Genomic DNA, 15,851 nt, shown 5'->3' with positions numbered 1-15,851 from the left:
AATCTTATTTTAAACTAAATACTAGAGTATTTAATTGATGTTTGCCCTAATCTGTTCAATACCGTCATCCGTAAGGCTGGTACTGAACAATTTTTTATTTCTTTTAATTTTAGCAATATCCCATTTCCACCATTCCAACTTTTCAAGCATGTCGATTGTATTATCGTTGAATCGTCTGGATACAACTCTTGCCGGGTTTCCATATACTATTGAATATCTGGGGATATCCTTTGTAACCACGCTTCCACCTCCAATAACAGATCCTCTTCCAATTTTAACTCCTGGTAATATTATTGTGTTAGAACCAATCCAAACATCTTCCTCAAGAACTACAGGACCTTTTGTATCAATATCTACCTTGTAATCTTCCCTAAATATCTGATAATGTATAAAGCTGCTGGTAATTCGTTCATACAAATGATTGAAGTCGACTATACATACATTTTGTCCAATTGAACAAAAACTACCAATATATATTTTTTCTTTGAGCGCCTTTATCACCGTTCCAGGTCCTGAGATCGAAACGAATCTACCTAGCACAATATCCCCATAACACCGACTGTCCGAAATTCTACAGCCTTCATTCACCATTTCAAAACTGCACATTGAATCAGTAATCAGACAAGGATATTCTGCATTAATCGTTTCATTTATAACATTATAATTGATTTCTGAACGTTTATCAATTATAATAGCTTTTTTTGTTTTCAGTAAAAACCTTTTTATAATTGATTTTACAATCATAGTTTGAATTTTTGAAATTGTAACTGCTACGAAGTTCTATGTACTCTACTAATCTGTGGTTAAAACAAATACAGACTAACTTCTACAAAAACGCACCAGATACATTATCAAATATATAAAATCAAAAGAGAATTAAATTTTATTGCTTTCCCTAATCGTACTTTCTGATATTAATAGTATCGATTGTCTTAATAACAGTTTTGAATAGACCCAACTTAATTAATATTGTCTTGATTTTATTATTGAGTGTAGTATATTTTGAATTAATTATTGATTTATAATTAGCAACAATTTCTTTCTCAAAACTTTTCAGTTTTTCAATTCCGAAGTCGTCCTTTTTTTTGACTAAGTATTGGCTACTATTGATTACAGAAGAGTAATAATGACTATTTACTTTTTCGATAAGTGTTGGATACTTTACTGTGATATATTGTTTCCATTGTGAAATAGCTTCAATCATATCAAGCATATTATAATTAAAGTTAGAACGACATAAGCTTTCGCTATCTTGAAAATAAAAATAAAGTTCTTGTGGTGCTACTGTAATTTTTTTTGCTTTTTGAAATATCAGGGGCATTACAAACATATCTTCATTATGTCTTCCTACCGGAAACCTTATTCCATCGAACACATCCCTGGCGTATAATTTACCCCAAACTGCAGAAAGTGTTTGATCGGTAATAAGCATTTCCATCGCTTTCATATCATTGATAAGCTCAACTCCAGTGTAATTAACTGGCTCGATTTCTTTAGGCAAATCAAAAACTCGTTTATAAGAACACATCGATAATTGAGCCTGAGGTACACTATCAATTGATTTTTTTAAAACACTCAATAAGTCATGGTGGGCAAAATCATCGCTATCAACGAAAGTGATATATTTACCTTTTGCCCTTTCAATTCCAGCATTTCTTGCACCAGAAACGCCTATTCCTGAATTTTTCAAGTGTATTACTACTATATTATCATATCTCACAGCATAATCATCGCACATTTTCGGGCAATTATCTGGGGAATCATCGTCTACCAAGACTATTTCGAAATTTTTGTACGATTGATTAAGGATACTCGTTACGCATCTGTCTAAATACTTCTCAACCTTATATACTGGTACAATTACACTAATTAAATCTTCTTTATCATTCATTGAAGTATATTTTTCTTAACACATTTTATTTTTTATCATACACTCCTTTGGGTCTACATTTTTTGACCTATAGAAAAATTCTTGGATTATTTTTTACAAATTCACTTGCACGTATCAAATTATCAGGAGTTCCGATATCCAAAACAAAATTTATATGTTTATAACCTGTCATATTAGACACTAATGTTGGCAAGAGATCATAACCAATATCAAGCAATTTGTCCTGACTTGACTTAATTTCGTTCAAAAGCAATGTGTCCATAATATACAATCCAGCATTGGCTAGGGCAGATTTTGGTTCTTGTGGTTTTTCTTCAAAACCAATAATTATATTATTCTCATCCAACTCGGCAATACCGCAAGAACTAGGATTATCGGCATGAAATAATCCCATGGTAAAAGGCTTTCCTGAAGACTTGTGAGTTCTTAACATATCTGCAAGATCAACGTTTGTTAGGGTGTCAGCATAGAAAATAAAAAAACATTCTTCGTTTTCGATGTAATATTTATTTTGGAGAATCGTGCCAAGACTCCCCAACAATGTCTCTTCATAAACAAGCGTAACCTTTATATCCTGATCATTTTCTTTAACAAATTGCCGAACATGGTCTGGAAGATGATTTAAATTAATCAACACTTCTGTTATACCATGCTTCCGAAACAAATCAAACCAATATGCTAACATTGGCTTACCTGCTACCGGAACTAAACATTTGGGAACTGTATCAGTAATTGGCTTTAACCTTGTACCAAGCCCTGCCGCTAATAAAAAAGCTTTCATATTATACTTTCGATATCCTCTGTGAGGCGTTTATCGTTGCTTTAATATATTCTTTGATGATATGATTAATTATAAGATGAACATCCTCAATTCTTTCCATCGAAGTAGTATTAGCAACCAGAGACAAATCAGCTAAACTTACTAGTTTACCTCCGTTTCTATCATTGTAATTTCCAGTTATACCTACTGTAAAGTTTCCTTTAGATTTTGCAAACTCAATTGCATTCAACACATTTGGGGAATTTCCGCTTCCGCTATATCCAATAACAATATCTCCTTTTGAAAGAAAAGTTTCAAGTTGTCCTTTAAATATATTTGTATAATCTGTGTCGTTTGCGAACGCTGTTACTGATGGTGTATTATCAGTTAAGCAGATTGTTTTAATCCTCAATTCTTTTGTCCAATCGCCAGCACTATGTGATGGGGTAGCAGATGAACCACCGTTTCCAATAAGGTAAACTATATTTCCATTATTTCTTAACTCGATGATTCGATCAGCTATTTCCTTCATCGTTTTCCAGTCAAGTGATTCAATCGCATGAATCAGATCTTTCTTATAATCATTGAAAAAAAAATCCATAGTATTTATGTATTTGGCGTTTTATAATCGAGAATTGTATCTCCTCATGTTAAAAATTATTCGAGAACCGAATGGATCAAGCATAAAAGGAAGCTCTAAATATTTATGCATTGCTTTTCGAAAACTATCCTGTTCGTTTCTAGGAACATATGACAATAAAAAGCCGCCACCGCCTGCACCAGCAATCTTAACTCCTAGTGCACCATTTTCTAACGCAATCTCAACCATTTCTTCAATTTCAGGTATGGTAATTCCTGTTGCCAATTTTTTCTTTATTTCCCAGTTTTCTTTCAACATTGCACCTAAGGAATCCCAATTGCCATTACAAAGCTCCCTCTCTAAAACCGGTACCATTGCGGCTAAGTCATTAAGAGAATCTAAATTATCATTCGTTTTATTTTTTTGTTCAGATAAAATAACATCTGCTTTTCTTGTGATATTAGTAAAATGTAACAAAAGGTTCGAACCGAGTCTGATTCTGCTATCACGGGAGAGGTTTAATGATTCAGCAGTAACAGTTTCATCTTTATTAAAGATAAACTTATTCACACCTCCATATGCAGCGATATACTGATCCTGTTTTCCTATAGGTTTTTTTAAAATATCAATTTCAATTTCGCACGCTTCCCTTGCAAGTTGTTCAGCTGTAACCTGGTGTCCCTGATAATTGTAAAAAGCATTGAGCAACCCTACTGTTAAGGAGGAGGAAGATCCAAGACCAGAGCCGGTTGACGGAATATCTGCCAACATTGTTACCTCGATTCCTCTTTTTATCCCTGCTTTTTTCATTGCCTCCCTAACAAGTTCGTGCCTTATTTCGTCAACATCATTCACGATTTCTTTATCCATATAATTGATATATATCTTATCATCAAATCGTTCATTAACAATGACAAAAAGATATTTATCAATCGCAGTACTTAATACCATACCAGGTGAATACTGATAGAAAGAGCGCATATCGGTTCCGCCACCAACAAAACTGATTCGCAATGGAGTTTGTGATATTATCATAATACTGCCCTCCTGATTACACCAAGATTTTTCATATGCTTTTCAGAATAATCCAGAATATCATTGATATCTGTTTGTTCTTCAAGGTATTGTTTATATTCTTTAACACTATCGTAAACTGTTCGACTAGGATTCCAACCCAAGGATTTTAATTTTTTTATATCTGAAAATATATGTCTTGTATCGCCAAACCTATACTCTTTGGGTAACTTTGGCTTATATTCCATTTCGAAAACTTCAGCTACTACTTTTGCAAATTCAAGCACAGTATACGCCTTCCCGCCCCCAACATTATATACCTGACCATTTGACTTTTCTGATTCCATCACTAGCACAAGAGCCTCAACTACATCATGAATATTAACGTAGTCGCGAATTGCATTACCATCCTCATAAACTGTTGGTTGTTTTTTTAAGAAGTAAGACAATGAAAATATACGACAGGCTCCTGAATAGGCATTATAAAAACTTTGTCGCGAGCCCTGAACAATAGAGAACCGCATGGCTACTGAGGGTACTCCTATTCGATTACCTAAGTTGATAGCAAGCATTTCCTGCTGATATTTCGACATGCCGTAAGGATTCATTGGATTAATTACTGTTTCGTCCGATAAATCAAGTATAAGCGGGAGTCCAGTTTCATTATCTATATGATCCCAATTACCGGAACTAAGTTGTTGATCAGTTCTTAAAGTTGGATAAATTACTTTACCAGATTTATTATGATATTTTCCTTCACCCATTACGGCTTGTGAAGATGCAACTATAACCTTTTGAACAGGGAATTTTTCTTCTTCGATTATCTCATAAATCAGCGATGTACTAAAAACATTGATATAAGAGAATGATGAATAATCTGGAAGATAATCCTGATAAGCAGCAAGATGAAAAACTATATCCACTCCATTTAAAGCATATTTCATTACCCTTTTATCGGTAACATCTCCATAAATAAATTCGACTTTCGTTTTATCTAGATACTCAGGGAACCCTTTCATATGAACTGGTTTCTTAAGAATATCCAGTATTTTAATGGAATGTCCCTTTTTAAGCAACGCGTCTGTTATATGCGATCCTATAAACCCAGCGCCTCCGGTAATTAATATATTCATTTTAGAATAATTTTAAAAAAATTGTTATTTTTTGTGAGAAAAGTATTTACATCTGAGTACTTGGCTTTAGAGTACTTGCCTCATTTTTAACCATTGCTATACCCTCATTTTGCCTGTAATTAATAGATAGCCTTCCTATTGAATACCAGAAAATTGGGGCCAATGTCTGATATGTAAATATATTTGAGCCTATAGCCATTAAAGCTAATCCCAGTACTATACTTAATTCAACATACTTATTTCGCAAATCTTTAAATCCAAGCATCATGGAAACTATTAGAATCGCAAAAAATAAAGAAGTGCCTACTATTCCTATTTCAGCAAGCATTTTAAAATAATTACCATCTGCAATCAATACTTTGCTGTAACCAATTACTTTATGTCCAAATGCTCCTAACCCATCGCCTATCACAAGGTTCCCATAACTGAATGCATAACTCCAAGTCCCACTTCGTTCATTAAAGGCTTCTGAAATCATTGATCCTCTTTCAATAAGATCAGTAAAGAAATCTCCATAATTATCTGATACCAATACAAAAATGTAATATAAAAATATTGCTTCAATCAGTAGATACCTCTTTTTTATAAACTTATATCTGAAATAGCCGATAAAGTGCATACTAAGAATAGCTAGGGCGAGTACTAAAAGTGCTGATCTTCGAAACGTTAGTATAATTGTCACCATACAGATTGCTAATGCAATCTTTCCTTTCCGTCCATTAGACTTTAAAACAATATTTGAGCTAATTAAGAATCCGATTACACCTAATGCTCCAGTAGCTGTAAGGCCAAAAATTGACTGAAAAAATAACATATCTGTCCCAACACCCTCTGTAGTATCCATAAACACTCGATAGAAAGGGGGCTCCCACATCCACAAAATAAATCCAAGAATAAAACTAAAGACTAATGTAATGAGCGTTATGTGGTAAAAAAAATTACTCTGTTTCTTCTCATAATAGGGAAAATAGAAAAATAGAATTGGCAAAATTGAATTCGACCATTCAGCTATGAAAACAGATACAGGGAAACCCGTAAAAAAAAACCAAACTAGAGAACCGCTATTGTACAAAAGATATAATAGAACAAGTTTGTTTACTGATGAATTTAGCAGAAAAATGCGTCTGTTTATATTTTTACTTGCTATGATTAAAATAATCAAAGCAGTAATCACACCAAGTCTTAGACCAGGTAAAAACAGCAATTGAACAATGATGATTGCTACAACTATGGGGTAGAAAAAATCAAATAACTTATACGACTTTTTCAGTTGATTAAAACCAAGTCCCATGGATATTGCTTATATCTAAGTGTTTTGTAAATGACTGCTTATTGGAAGTTCTTATGCTCTGCTTTCTTTTTGCTTTAACAAATACAATGCTTTTGCAAATTCAAGGTCTTCATAATTATCAATATCCACTGCACTTTTCCAATTGATTTCACAAAATTCATATCCAGGCCCGTAGAATGTATTAGCTGCTTTTAACTGATCAACTTTTGCTATCCAAATTACACCTGTAGGACAGTACAAATCTTCCAAATCCTGGGATCGTTTACCAACGCCTTCCTTCATTATCCATTCAGCTTCCCCACTCTCGTTAACCTTGAAAGCCCACCAAGGATTCATCCATCCGAATTTAAAAGAACTGATTTGAAAACTCCGTCCACAGGCTAAAAATGTACTATAATGTTGTAAAATATCCTTTGCGTTACGTAATGGTGCATTTGCCATTAGCTGAACCACTATGTCATACTTCTCATTATAAAATGTTTCGGCCTGATTAATCGCTTCAATGGTAGCTTCTGTTACAGGCGAGTAATCATCACTTTTATGATAGCGAAGAAAGGGAACATCTATTCCACATGATTTAACTACACTTGCAATTTCTTCACTATCCGTACTTACCAATATCCTGTTGAAAATTTTGGCATTCTGAGCTGCATCAATTGTCCAGGCAATCATTGGTTTCCCCATGAAATCGATAATATTCTTTCTTGGTATTCTTTTTGATCCTCCTCTTGCTGGAATAATTGCAACTACATTCATAGAATTTTTATTTCTATTATTTTTTTTATTACTTATGAAACTAAGAAAATTTCATTTTATATAAGATAGTCTTTATGAAATTCTAGTAATCGCATCCAACATATTCCCATATTCTTTCCATTGTCCAGAATCATGATAAGAATTTTCTGATACTGGAAAAACTCCTACCCTACCACCATCTTTCTTTATAGCATCTATTAAATCAGTAATATTATAAAATGTATTATCTGGTATCAAAGAAAGTACTTCAGGGTTAACGATGTACATACCTGCATTTACTAAAAAATCATACTCAGGTTTTTCAACTAGTCTTCTCAACTCACCGCCATTTTCAATTTCACAAACACCATATGGAATTTTATAGTGTATCATAGATGAAATAATGGTAAAATCGTTTTTCTTTTCAATGTGATTCCTGTAAATATCTGCGTAATTAGCTTTAATTAGTATATCGCAATTGGAAACAAAAAAAGGTTTATCAATTTCTCCTTTAATGTATTTCAAGGCTCCTGCTGTACCTAATGGACTATCTTCCATTATATAAGACACCTTATATAAATCAGCATATTCTTCCAAATATGCTTTAATAAGATTTGCTTTATAATTTACTGATATAAAAAAACTGCAATTAAAATATCTTTGGTATTCAACCATAATCACCTCGAGCATAGATTTATTACCAACGGGTATTAATGGTTTAGGTAGTATATTTGTAAAGGGCTTCATTCGAGTGCCTTTTCCACCAGCCATGATAACGATAGATACATCTTCAAATGTAGCTGGCAAAACTACCTTACCAGATAAATTAAAATTTTTTCTCTGAAGTATCTCAATTAATAACCCGTCCTCAAGAACTGGAAGGTGATCAATTTTCGATTGAAGGAAAATATTAATAATCTCTCTTTCAGATACATTTTTATCAACTGATATAAATTTTCTGTTTGCAATCTTTAGGCAATTTTCGGCCAATGAAATGCCGCTTAATATTGCTCTTCGAAAATCACCATCCGTTAACAGCCCAATTACTTTTTCACTATCATCCACTATTAGTACAAAACCTTCTCCATTATTGTCAATTTGTTTAATAGCATCTCTGATGTTATTTGAACTACTAATTTTATACTTTGTCAATGTATTGATTTATTAAAGATTATCTAAAAAAATGATTATATCAATACTGATCATACTAAATGAGGATTTATTCAAAATGCTCCCACTTAATCAATTCTCCCTCAGGAATCCCACTTTTTACTTTTCGTCCTATTAAATATTTTATTTCTTCTGGTTGAATTCCAGTGCCGGGTCTCTTGAAATCTAAGTCATTAACTGAAACAATATGCCCTGCGTTGATTTCGATTTTAGCTACAGCACTGCGTCTGAACTTATCTTTTTTGGCAATTTCTGCAGATGATACTGTTCTTTTAAAATTTCCTAAAGATTTTACGATATTATGCGACTCCTGACAAATAATTTTCATTTCTTCTGGATTTGCGGAGATTTCATGATCCCAGCCTGGAAGGTCTTTATCTAGAGTGAAATGTTTTTCAATTACACATGACCCAAGCGCAACACTAGCTAAGGGAATAGAATATCCAATAGTGTGGTCAGAGAATCCAACTGGATAGCCAAAAGTTTGTTGCAACATTGTTATATTATTAAGATGAATATCTTCATACAAAGGGGGGTAAATTGAGATACAATGCAAAAGAACAATATCATCGTTACCTGCATTATTTACAACCTTGATAGCAGTTTCAATCTCTCCAAGGGTTGACATACCAGTTGATAATATTACAGGCTTACCTTTTTGGGCAACATAGGCCAGAAAATCATAGTTGTTGATATCCATTGATGCTATCTTATAAAATGGAACATGCAAGTCTTCCAATAAATCAACTTCACGATTAGTAAATGGTGTAGAACAAAAATCAATATTCTTTTGCCTGCAATATGATTCTAAATCATAATGCTGTTCGGTTCTTAAATAATACTTATCAACCATTTCACGTAATGAGCCAAAATGTTTTTTTGCTGAATCATTATATCGTTGATTTCTATCATACTCCTCTTTTGAAACGATCGAATCAGGCGTCCATGACTGAAATTTAACAGCATCACATCCGCATTCAACAGCCGCGTCAATCATTTTTTTTGCTAACTGCATATCTCCATTATGATTGGCACCAATTTCAGCTATGATATAAGGTGTACTAAAATTTTGAACAGTCTTTTCTTTTGTAATGTTAACTACTTTCATAATAATAAATTTGTTTCTTCAAACCAAAAATAATTTGTGTTTGATGAGTTTATTTGTTTAACTTTTTTTTCAAAAAAGTTATTGGATTTTTTTAGAATACTTCGATATTTATCTAGAGCATTTAATAATTCTAAGTCTTTTTTTAACAATAGCAATTTTTCATAATGCGTAATTTTTAATTCTATTTTTTTTTTCAGAGATAAAACAGATAATTGATTTGCCCCTAATAAATTTCTGTCGTGTTGTCTGTAAAATGTTTTTGCTTTGCTGAAAAATAATGCTTTGAAGTCATCTTTATAACTGGAAAAGAATAGCCAATCAAAACCTTCTTTGGAATTACCTAATACCTGCAAGATTTCTATTAATTTATCCTTATTAATCCCACTATTTCCAAATCCAATAATATTTTTATCTTTTATAAATGAACTCGAAAACTCAAAAATTTCGCCCAATCTAATATCCCAATAATTTTCATTTATTACTACTCCATCATTATTCATTGTAACTAAATCATTACATACAATTGGATAAGAATCGAGGTACTTAAATGTTAGCAAAGTTCTATTAATTGAAAATTCATCATCACTGTCTGCAAAAACAACTTTATTGGCGCCCCATTCAATAATTTTGTTTAACCCATAAAGACGAATTTCAAAATGTGTTAATTTCAAACCATCAATTTCAATTATTCTAATTGGCATCTTTGAGTTTTCGAAATATTTACTCAATTCATAAACCCCATCATTAACTAAAACTAGAATGAAATTTTTATCTACTTGATTCTCTAAAGATCGTATAAACGACTTAAGATATGTAAGATTTTGGGGAAAGATAACCGAAAAAACTACATTCATAAAAAGGAATGTCAAGAATGTAATATAATGATTTGAAAATTATAGGTTATATATATCATGCTTGTATAACTTGAGATTTTCCTTTGTTGAAAACCAATTAATTGTTTCAGTTAAGCCTTCGTTAAGTGAATATGTAGGAGTCCAATTAGTTGATTTTAGAATTTTATGATTTGAACCAAAAAGTCTCTCAACTTCACTATTAGCAGGCCTCAACCTATTTTTATCTTCAATAATTTTTGCAGCTGGATTAATCAAATCAATGATTTTTTGGGCTAAGTCCCCAACTTTTATTTCAGAGCATGTAGCAATGTTAACATCCTGACCAACTAAAAAATCCGATTTCGCTATCTCGATAAATCCTCGAACAGTATCTTTCACATAAACCAAGTCACGAGTTGGATGAATCGCCCCAAGTTTAATTTCAGTCACTCCTGCTAATAGTTGTGTGATTATAGTTGGTATTACTGCCCTCGCAGATTGTCGAGGCCCATAAGTATTAAAAGGTCTCACAATTGTCAATGGTAGTTCAAAACTTTTATAAAATGATTCAGCTAAACTATCAGCTCCAATTTTAGTTGCAGAATAAGGTGACTGCCCTTGACGCGGATGTTTTTCGTCTATTGGAACATAAATTGCAGTACCATAAACTTCTGAAGTAGAGGTAATTAAAGTTTTTTCAATATATAAATCCCTGGCTGCCTGTAAGATGTTTAGTGTACCTCTTATGTTAGTATCTACATAGTGATCGGGAGCAAGGTAACTATAAGGAATAGAAATCAGTGCAGCAAGATGAAAAACAATATTGCAGTCCTTCATTGCCAATTTAACTGCATTTGGATCTCGAATGTCCCCACTAAAAATTTCAATTTGCTTAATTGTTTCTTTTCCCAGATTATCAATCCATCCCCAACTATTAAATGAATTATAATTTACGAATGCTCTCACTCTAGCCCCCTCTAATATTAGAAATTCAACTAAATGGCTACCTATAAATCCATCAGCTCCAGTTACTAGAATCATTTTATTTTTAAGAATCATATTATATATTATTAATTATTACTAATAGTTGCAATGCAAAGTGAAATTGAATAAAAAATATTATGTTAATAAATTATTATACTAACTGAATTTTAGAGTGATATAAATTACTCATTAAACAATTTATAATAATCACTTAATGCTAGTATTACATATTAATTAAACATTAATTGATTTTATTTTTATATGAACAACTAGAGAAAAGATAAATATAGTCGAAAGCACTAAAAAGCCATAAATCGAATACTTTATTTTCGATATTTTGTTTTTCGCCAGCGGAAATTCATCTTTATCTACAACTTGTATTACAGGAGTTTCTTGACTTAATGTAAATTTTGCAATTTCGAGATTCTTTAGAACTTCGGAATATAATGTAGATAAAAGGGCTTTATCCCTCAATGTAATTTCGGTTTCAAGAACTGTACTAGTCTTATATAGGGGATTGGCATCTATTGTAGATGCACTTGTTTGAATAGCAGCAGACTTATTAGTTTTTTTCTGTAATAAGCTACCAATACTATCTACTCTATACTGCAATTTATCTATTGTATTTTTCTGTCTTTCAGTTTTCAAAGATATATAACGGTTAATTGCAATTGCAAGAATTTTATCACAATATCTCTTTGTCAACATTTCATCTAACATTGTAACACGCAATTGAATGAAGCTTGATTTTTTATCAACTTTACTTATGTTAAACATATTTTCATTTATGGACATAATCATTGCCCTCAATAAACTATCTTGTACTCTAGAATAAGAAATGCCTTTCTTTTGAATAGGAAAGTTAATTACTCCTATTTTTGGATTATTTTCCCAATCCTTATTTAGGCCATAAACCTTCGCATAAATATTTGCTATAGATTCATAACCTGTGCTGTCCCAAGAACTTAACAACACTTCTCTTGCTAATAATTCACTTTTAAAATAAAAAAGTATATTATCACCCTCAATTAAGCCCCCTCCAACCCCACCAGCCATATCTACTCCAAATTGCCCCGCAAGTGAAGCTAATCCGCTAAATGTATTATTGTTTTTTGCATCCTCAACTACAAAAATCGTTTTGGCAGTATAAGTTACAGGCTTAACATAAGCAAGAAAAAATCCGATGAGTCCCCCAATAAATCCAGCAGCTATAATTTTAAAAAAATATTTCTTAAGAAATGTAAAGCAAACTTTAGATGCTAAAACGATTTCTTTAAAATTAATTTCTTCAGGCTGGTTTAAATTATTCATTTGATTGCTGATATTTTCAGATAAGTATGTTTATAAAATGATTTTAATTGAATAAAAAAAAGCTACGCCACTCTAAGTCACAATTAAAAACAAGTGGGCTTAGACAAGAAAGATTAAACTTTGCGTTTATGAGCATAAGTTTAATTTAAGAGAGTCTAGATCTAAAATAGGGGGGCGTTTTAAGTCTATAGAAGACAAATGTAAATTAGTAAAAATTATCAACCAAAAATGTGACAAATATATTTGTAATAGTTTTTCGTAATATATTCCAAGTGCATGTTGTTAAAATTGATATGCCTGAAATTTTTGAACTAATTCAAGTGAATTAGATATACAATAAATTTTATATTCATAAAATAAACAAATGATTTGCATCTTCAATTTTTAGAATTGTATTTAAATTACTTTTTATAAATGATTTGCATGTCTATAGGAAAATATTATTGGATAATAAAAAATTATAACAATTAATTGATACTAACTGATATAGTTGATAACTTCATCGTATACTAACTAAACTTTCTATCAGTATAATTAAATTATAAGCTAATGAACTAGACTAAAATTTAGTTAATCAAATAGTATTTAGAAACTTGGAATAACCAAAAAAGATAATTTTAAACAAAAAATTTGAAATTTCTAACAAAAAGTTTACTTAAAAATAAGATGATCAACAGCTTTAAAAATATAATCATACTTGCCTTCGGTTGAATCAATTAGCTTTATTCCAAATTCCTTTTGAACTTGTTTTCTATTAACACAAGGATCATATATGGCTACTTCAAGGCCAGCTCGTTGGAGGGTATTATAAACGTCAATCACTTTGGTATTGCGGGTATCGGAGCAGTTCTCTTTAAAAGCAAATCCTAGGATAAGGACTTTTTTACCCTTAATTTCTCCATTAAACTGAGTTGCCAACTGGGCTATGATTTTCTCTCCCATCCAAATCCCCATTTGTTCATTCACTTCCCTACCCGATAAAATCACTTTAGGCGTGTACCCCACTTGCATGGCTTTATATGCCAAATAATGTGGGTCAACTCCAATACAGTGTCCTCCAACCAAACCTGGTTTAAAAGGCAGGAAATTCCATTTGGTTTTAGCAGCATCGAGTACTTCATCAATATCAATACCCAATTTATCAAATATCAATGCCAGCTCATTCATGAAAGAGATATTGACATCCCTTTGTGCATTTTCAATAGCTTTAGAAGCTTCAGCAACTTTTATACTAGGAGCTAAATAAGTTCCTGCTGTTATAACAGATTTATATAAGTTATCGATTTCCTCTGCAATGGTTGGTGTAGAACCCGATGTAACTTTTATTATTGACTGAATAGGTCTTGTCTTATCCCCTGGATTAATTCGCTCTGGAGAGTACCCAACAAAAAAATCTTGATTGAATAGCAAGCCGCTTGATTTTTCTAAAACCGGAACACACTCTTCTTCTGTGCAGCCTGGATAGACAGTGGACTCGAAAATTACTATATCACCTTTTTTTAAAATAGACCCTACTGATTGGCTTGCACCTAGTAAGGAATGTAAGTCTGGTTGTTTATTTTGATCAATGGGTGTTGGTACTGTTATAATATAAACATTGCAGGGCGCTATATCCTTTAAGTCATGAGTAAAAAGAATAGAGACTTTCGTATTAAAAGCATCCCTTTCAATTTCTTTAGAAATATCATTCTTGTTTTGTAATTCCAGAATTCTTGTTTCATTAATATCAAAACCTATTACTGAATATTTATCAGCAAATGCTAAAGCCAATGGAAGGCCCACATAACCCAATCCAACAACAGCAATTTTATAATTTTGAAGCATCAATAAAATTAAAAAATATAATAGATAACCCTACCAATCAATTCTCTATAACCCGTATTCAACAACCTAAAACTATCCGCATCTGGTAAAAAATCCATAAGCGTAATACTACTCAATTGGTCTAACTTATAATCCACTCGATAAGGTTTAACAATCAATTCCTGCTTTTCAAATAATTGCACTGACCTAGGCATATGATATGCCGAAGTTACTAAAATGATAGACTTCCACTTACCTAGGATTTTCACTACTGCTTTTGCTTCATCAGCAGTATTTTCTACATTATCCGTGAGATGTATAGAGGAATCAGGTATGCCTTGTTCTAATGCAAATTTTTTCAAGATATCACCTTCTGTTTGCAAAGTTTTACCCCAAGGTAATTGTCCTCTAGTGAAAATAATTTTGGGAGCCTTCCCTGCTTTGAATAATTCTATTCCCCCGAAATAACGATCAGGATCTGCCCATTCTGGCTGAACACCATTCGTAGATTTAATTTGATTAATCATACCACTTAGTACTACAATGGCATCAACACTCGGCATTTCAGTTGGTGTTTTTCTAGGTGCCGTTCCTTCAATTAATTTGAAAAAATTACCTGCAACGATAGGGGTAGAAAACACATATAAACAAAAAATAGCTGTATATATTGGCCACCTCTTTTTCTTCCACAAAGCATAGATCATCAAATAAATGATGACCATAATAGGCATGATAAAGACTGGCAATATCTTATGTAAATAAATCATTTAGACTGAAGCAAACAAACCGCATGTGCCACCAAACCCTCTTCTCTTCCTACAAAGCCCATTTTCTCAGTGGTAGTAGCTTTAATAGAAATATCTCTTATTCCTATACCCAAGATATTAGCAATGGTTTCTTGCATGGCAGGAATATGGGGTTTTATTTTGGGTTTTTCCAAGCAAAGGGAAGCGTCAATATTGACTATGGAATAGCCTTCTGCAGCAATCAAGTCTTTGGTCTTAGCCAATAAAATTTTGCTGTCAATATTCTTGAATTCAGCAGAAGTATCTGGAAAGTGAACTCCAATATCGCCTAAACAAGCTGCCCCTAACAAAGCATCACAAATAGCATGTAGCAAAACATCGGCGTCGCTGTGACCCAGAGCACCCTTGGTATGAGGAATTTTCACGCCTCCAATCATAAGGTCTCTACCTTCCACCAATTGATGGAAATCAATCCCATAGCCTATGCGCATA

The 15,851-nt window shown here is 32.5% G+C and carries 16 protein-coding genes; all 16 read right to left on the bottom strand.

Translation table 11 applies throughout. The features are described 5' to 3' along the window. Positions 1 to 30: 30 nt before the first annotated feature. The 16 genes from TEGAF0_RS12920 to ispF all read right to left on the bottom strand — a co-directional run bounded on the left by TEGAF0_RS12920 (position 31) and on the right by ispF (position 15,850). Entirely contained in the window at positions 31 to 744 is a 714-nt protein-coding gene (locus tag TEGAF0_RS12920) for a CatB-related O-acetyltransferase (RefSeq protein ID WP_264898831.1), read from the bottom strand. Between the two features lie 151 nt (positions 745 to 895). Beyond that, a complete protein-coding gene (locus TEGAF0_RS12915) occupies positions 896 to 1,891 on the bottom strand; it encodes a glycosyltransferase family 2 protein (protein ID WP_264898829.1) in 996 nt (331 codons plus the stop codon). 67 nt (positions 1,892 to 1,958) lie between these two features. Next, on the bottom strand, positions 1,959 to 2,672 hold the full coding sequence (locus TEGAF0_RS12910) for a nucleotidyltransferase family protein (RefSeq protein ID WP_264898827.1): 714 nt from the start codon (positions 2,670 to 2,672) through the stop codon (positions 1,959 to 1,961). 1 nt (position 2,673) lies between these two features. Next, the gene (locus tag TEGAF0_RS12905) at positions 2,674 to 3,252 is read right to left on the bottom strand and encodes an SIS domain-containing protein (protein ID WP_264898826.1); all 579 of its coding nucleotides are present in this window, start codon (positions 3,250 to 3,252) and stop codon (positions 2,674 to 2,676) included. A gap of 21 nt (positions 3,253 to 3,273) precedes the next feature. Then, on the bottom strand, positions 3,274 to 4,266 hold the full coding sequence (locus TEGAF0_RS12900; protein ID WP_264898825.1) for a GHMP family kinase ATP-binding protein: 993 nt from the start codon (positions 4,264 to 4,266) through the stop codon (positions 3,274 to 3,276). Next, positions 4,263 to 5,378, bottom strand: coding sequence for an NAD-dependent epimerase/dehydratase family protein (locus TEGAF0_RS12895; protein ID WP_264898824.1), 1,116 nt, complete (start codon positions 5,376 to 5,378; stop codon positions 4,263 to 4,265). Before TEGAF0_RS12895 ends, TEGAF0_RS12900 begins: the two co-directional genes overlap by 4 nt. Before the next feature lie 46 nt (positions 5,379 to 5,424). Then, the gene (locus TEGAF0_RS12890; protein ID WP_264898823.1) at positions 5,425 to 6,669 is read right to left on the bottom strand and encodes a hypothetical protein; all 1,245 of its coding nucleotides are present in this window, start codon (positions 6,667 to 6,669) and stop codon (positions 5,425 to 5,427) included. Between the two features lie 51 nt (positions 6,670 to 6,720). After that, positions 6,721 to 7,425, bottom strand: a complete 705-nt coding sequence (locus TEGAF0_RS12885; protein WP_264898822.1) for an acylneuraminate cytidylyltransferase family protein — start codon at positions 7,423 to 7,425, stop codon at positions 6,721 to 6,723. Between the two features lie 72 nt (positions 7,426 to 7,497). Continuing rightward, positions 7,498 to 8,556 (bottom strand): sugar phosphate nucleotidyltransferase, encoded by a 1,059-nt coding sequence (locus tag TEGAF0_RS12880; protein ID WP_264898820.1) that lies wholly within the window; start codon positions 8,554 to 8,556, stop codon positions 7,498 to 7,500. Positions 8,557 to 8,623: 67 nt separating this feature from the next. Then, positions 8,624 to 9,682 (bottom strand): N-acetylneuraminate synthase family protein, encoded by a 1,059-nt coding sequence (locus tag TEGAF0_RS12875; protein WP_264898818.1) that lies wholly within the window; start codon positions 9,680 to 9,682, stop codon positions 8,624 to 8,626. After that, on the bottom strand, positions 9,679 to 10,383 hold the full coding sequence (locus tag TEGAF0_RS12870; RefSeq protein WP_264898816.1) for a hypothetical protein: 705 nt from the start codon (positions 10,381 to 10,383) through the stop codon (positions 9,679 to 9,681). The genes TEGAF0_RS12875 and TEGAF0_RS12870 overlap by 4 nt, the downstream gene beginning before the upstream one ends. Positions 10,384 to 10,575: 192 nt before the next feature. After that, positions 10,576 to 11,574 (bottom strand): NAD-dependent 4,6-dehydratase LegB, encoded by a 999-nt coding sequence (locus tag TEGAF0_RS12865; protein ID WP_264898814.1) that lies wholly within the window; start codon positions 11,572 to 11,574, stop codon positions 10,576 to 10,578. 159 nt (positions 11,575 to 11,733) lie between these two features. After that, positions 11,734 to 12,810: a hypothetical protein gene (locus tag TEGAF0_RS12860; RefSeq protein WP_264898812.1), complete on the bottom strand. Its 1,077-nt coding sequence runs from the start codon at positions 12,808 to 12,810 to the stop codon at positions 11,734 to 11,736. A gap of 651 nt (positions 12,811 to 13,461) precedes the next feature. Further along, positions 13,462 to 14,634: a nucleotide sugar dehydrogenase gene (locus tag TEGAF0_RS12855; protein ID WP_264898810.1), complete on the bottom strand. Its 1,173-nt coding sequence runs from the start codon at positions 14,632 to 14,634 to the stop codon at positions 13,462 to 13,464. Between the two features lie 8 nt (positions 14,635 to 14,642). Further along, positions 14,643 to 15,335, bottom strand: a complete 693-nt coding sequence (locus TEGAF0_RS12850) for a YdcF family protein (RefSeq protein ID WP_264898808.1) — start codon at positions 15,333 to 15,335, stop codon at positions 14,643 to 14,645. Between the two features lie 41 nt (positions 15,336 to 15,376). Beyond that, positions 15,377 to 15,850 carry a 2-C-methyl-D-erythritol 2,4-cyclodiphosphate synthase gene (gene ispF / locus TEGAF0_RS12845; protein WP_264898806.1) on the bottom strand — a complete coding sequence of 158 codons (474 nt, stop codon included), beginning with the start codon at positions 15,848 to 15,850 and terminating at the stop codon, positions 15,377 to 15,379. Position 15,851 lies beyond the last annotated feature (1 nt).

This window comes from Sediminibacterium sp. TEGAF015 (genome assembly GCF_025997995.1).
In the GTDB taxonomy this organism is placed as follows: Bacteria; Bacteroidota; Bacteroidia; order Chitinophagales; family Chitinophagaceae; genus Sediminibacterium.
Note: the sequence above shows the minus strand (reverse complement) of the source record. Positions and strands in the feature narration are given on the sequence as shown.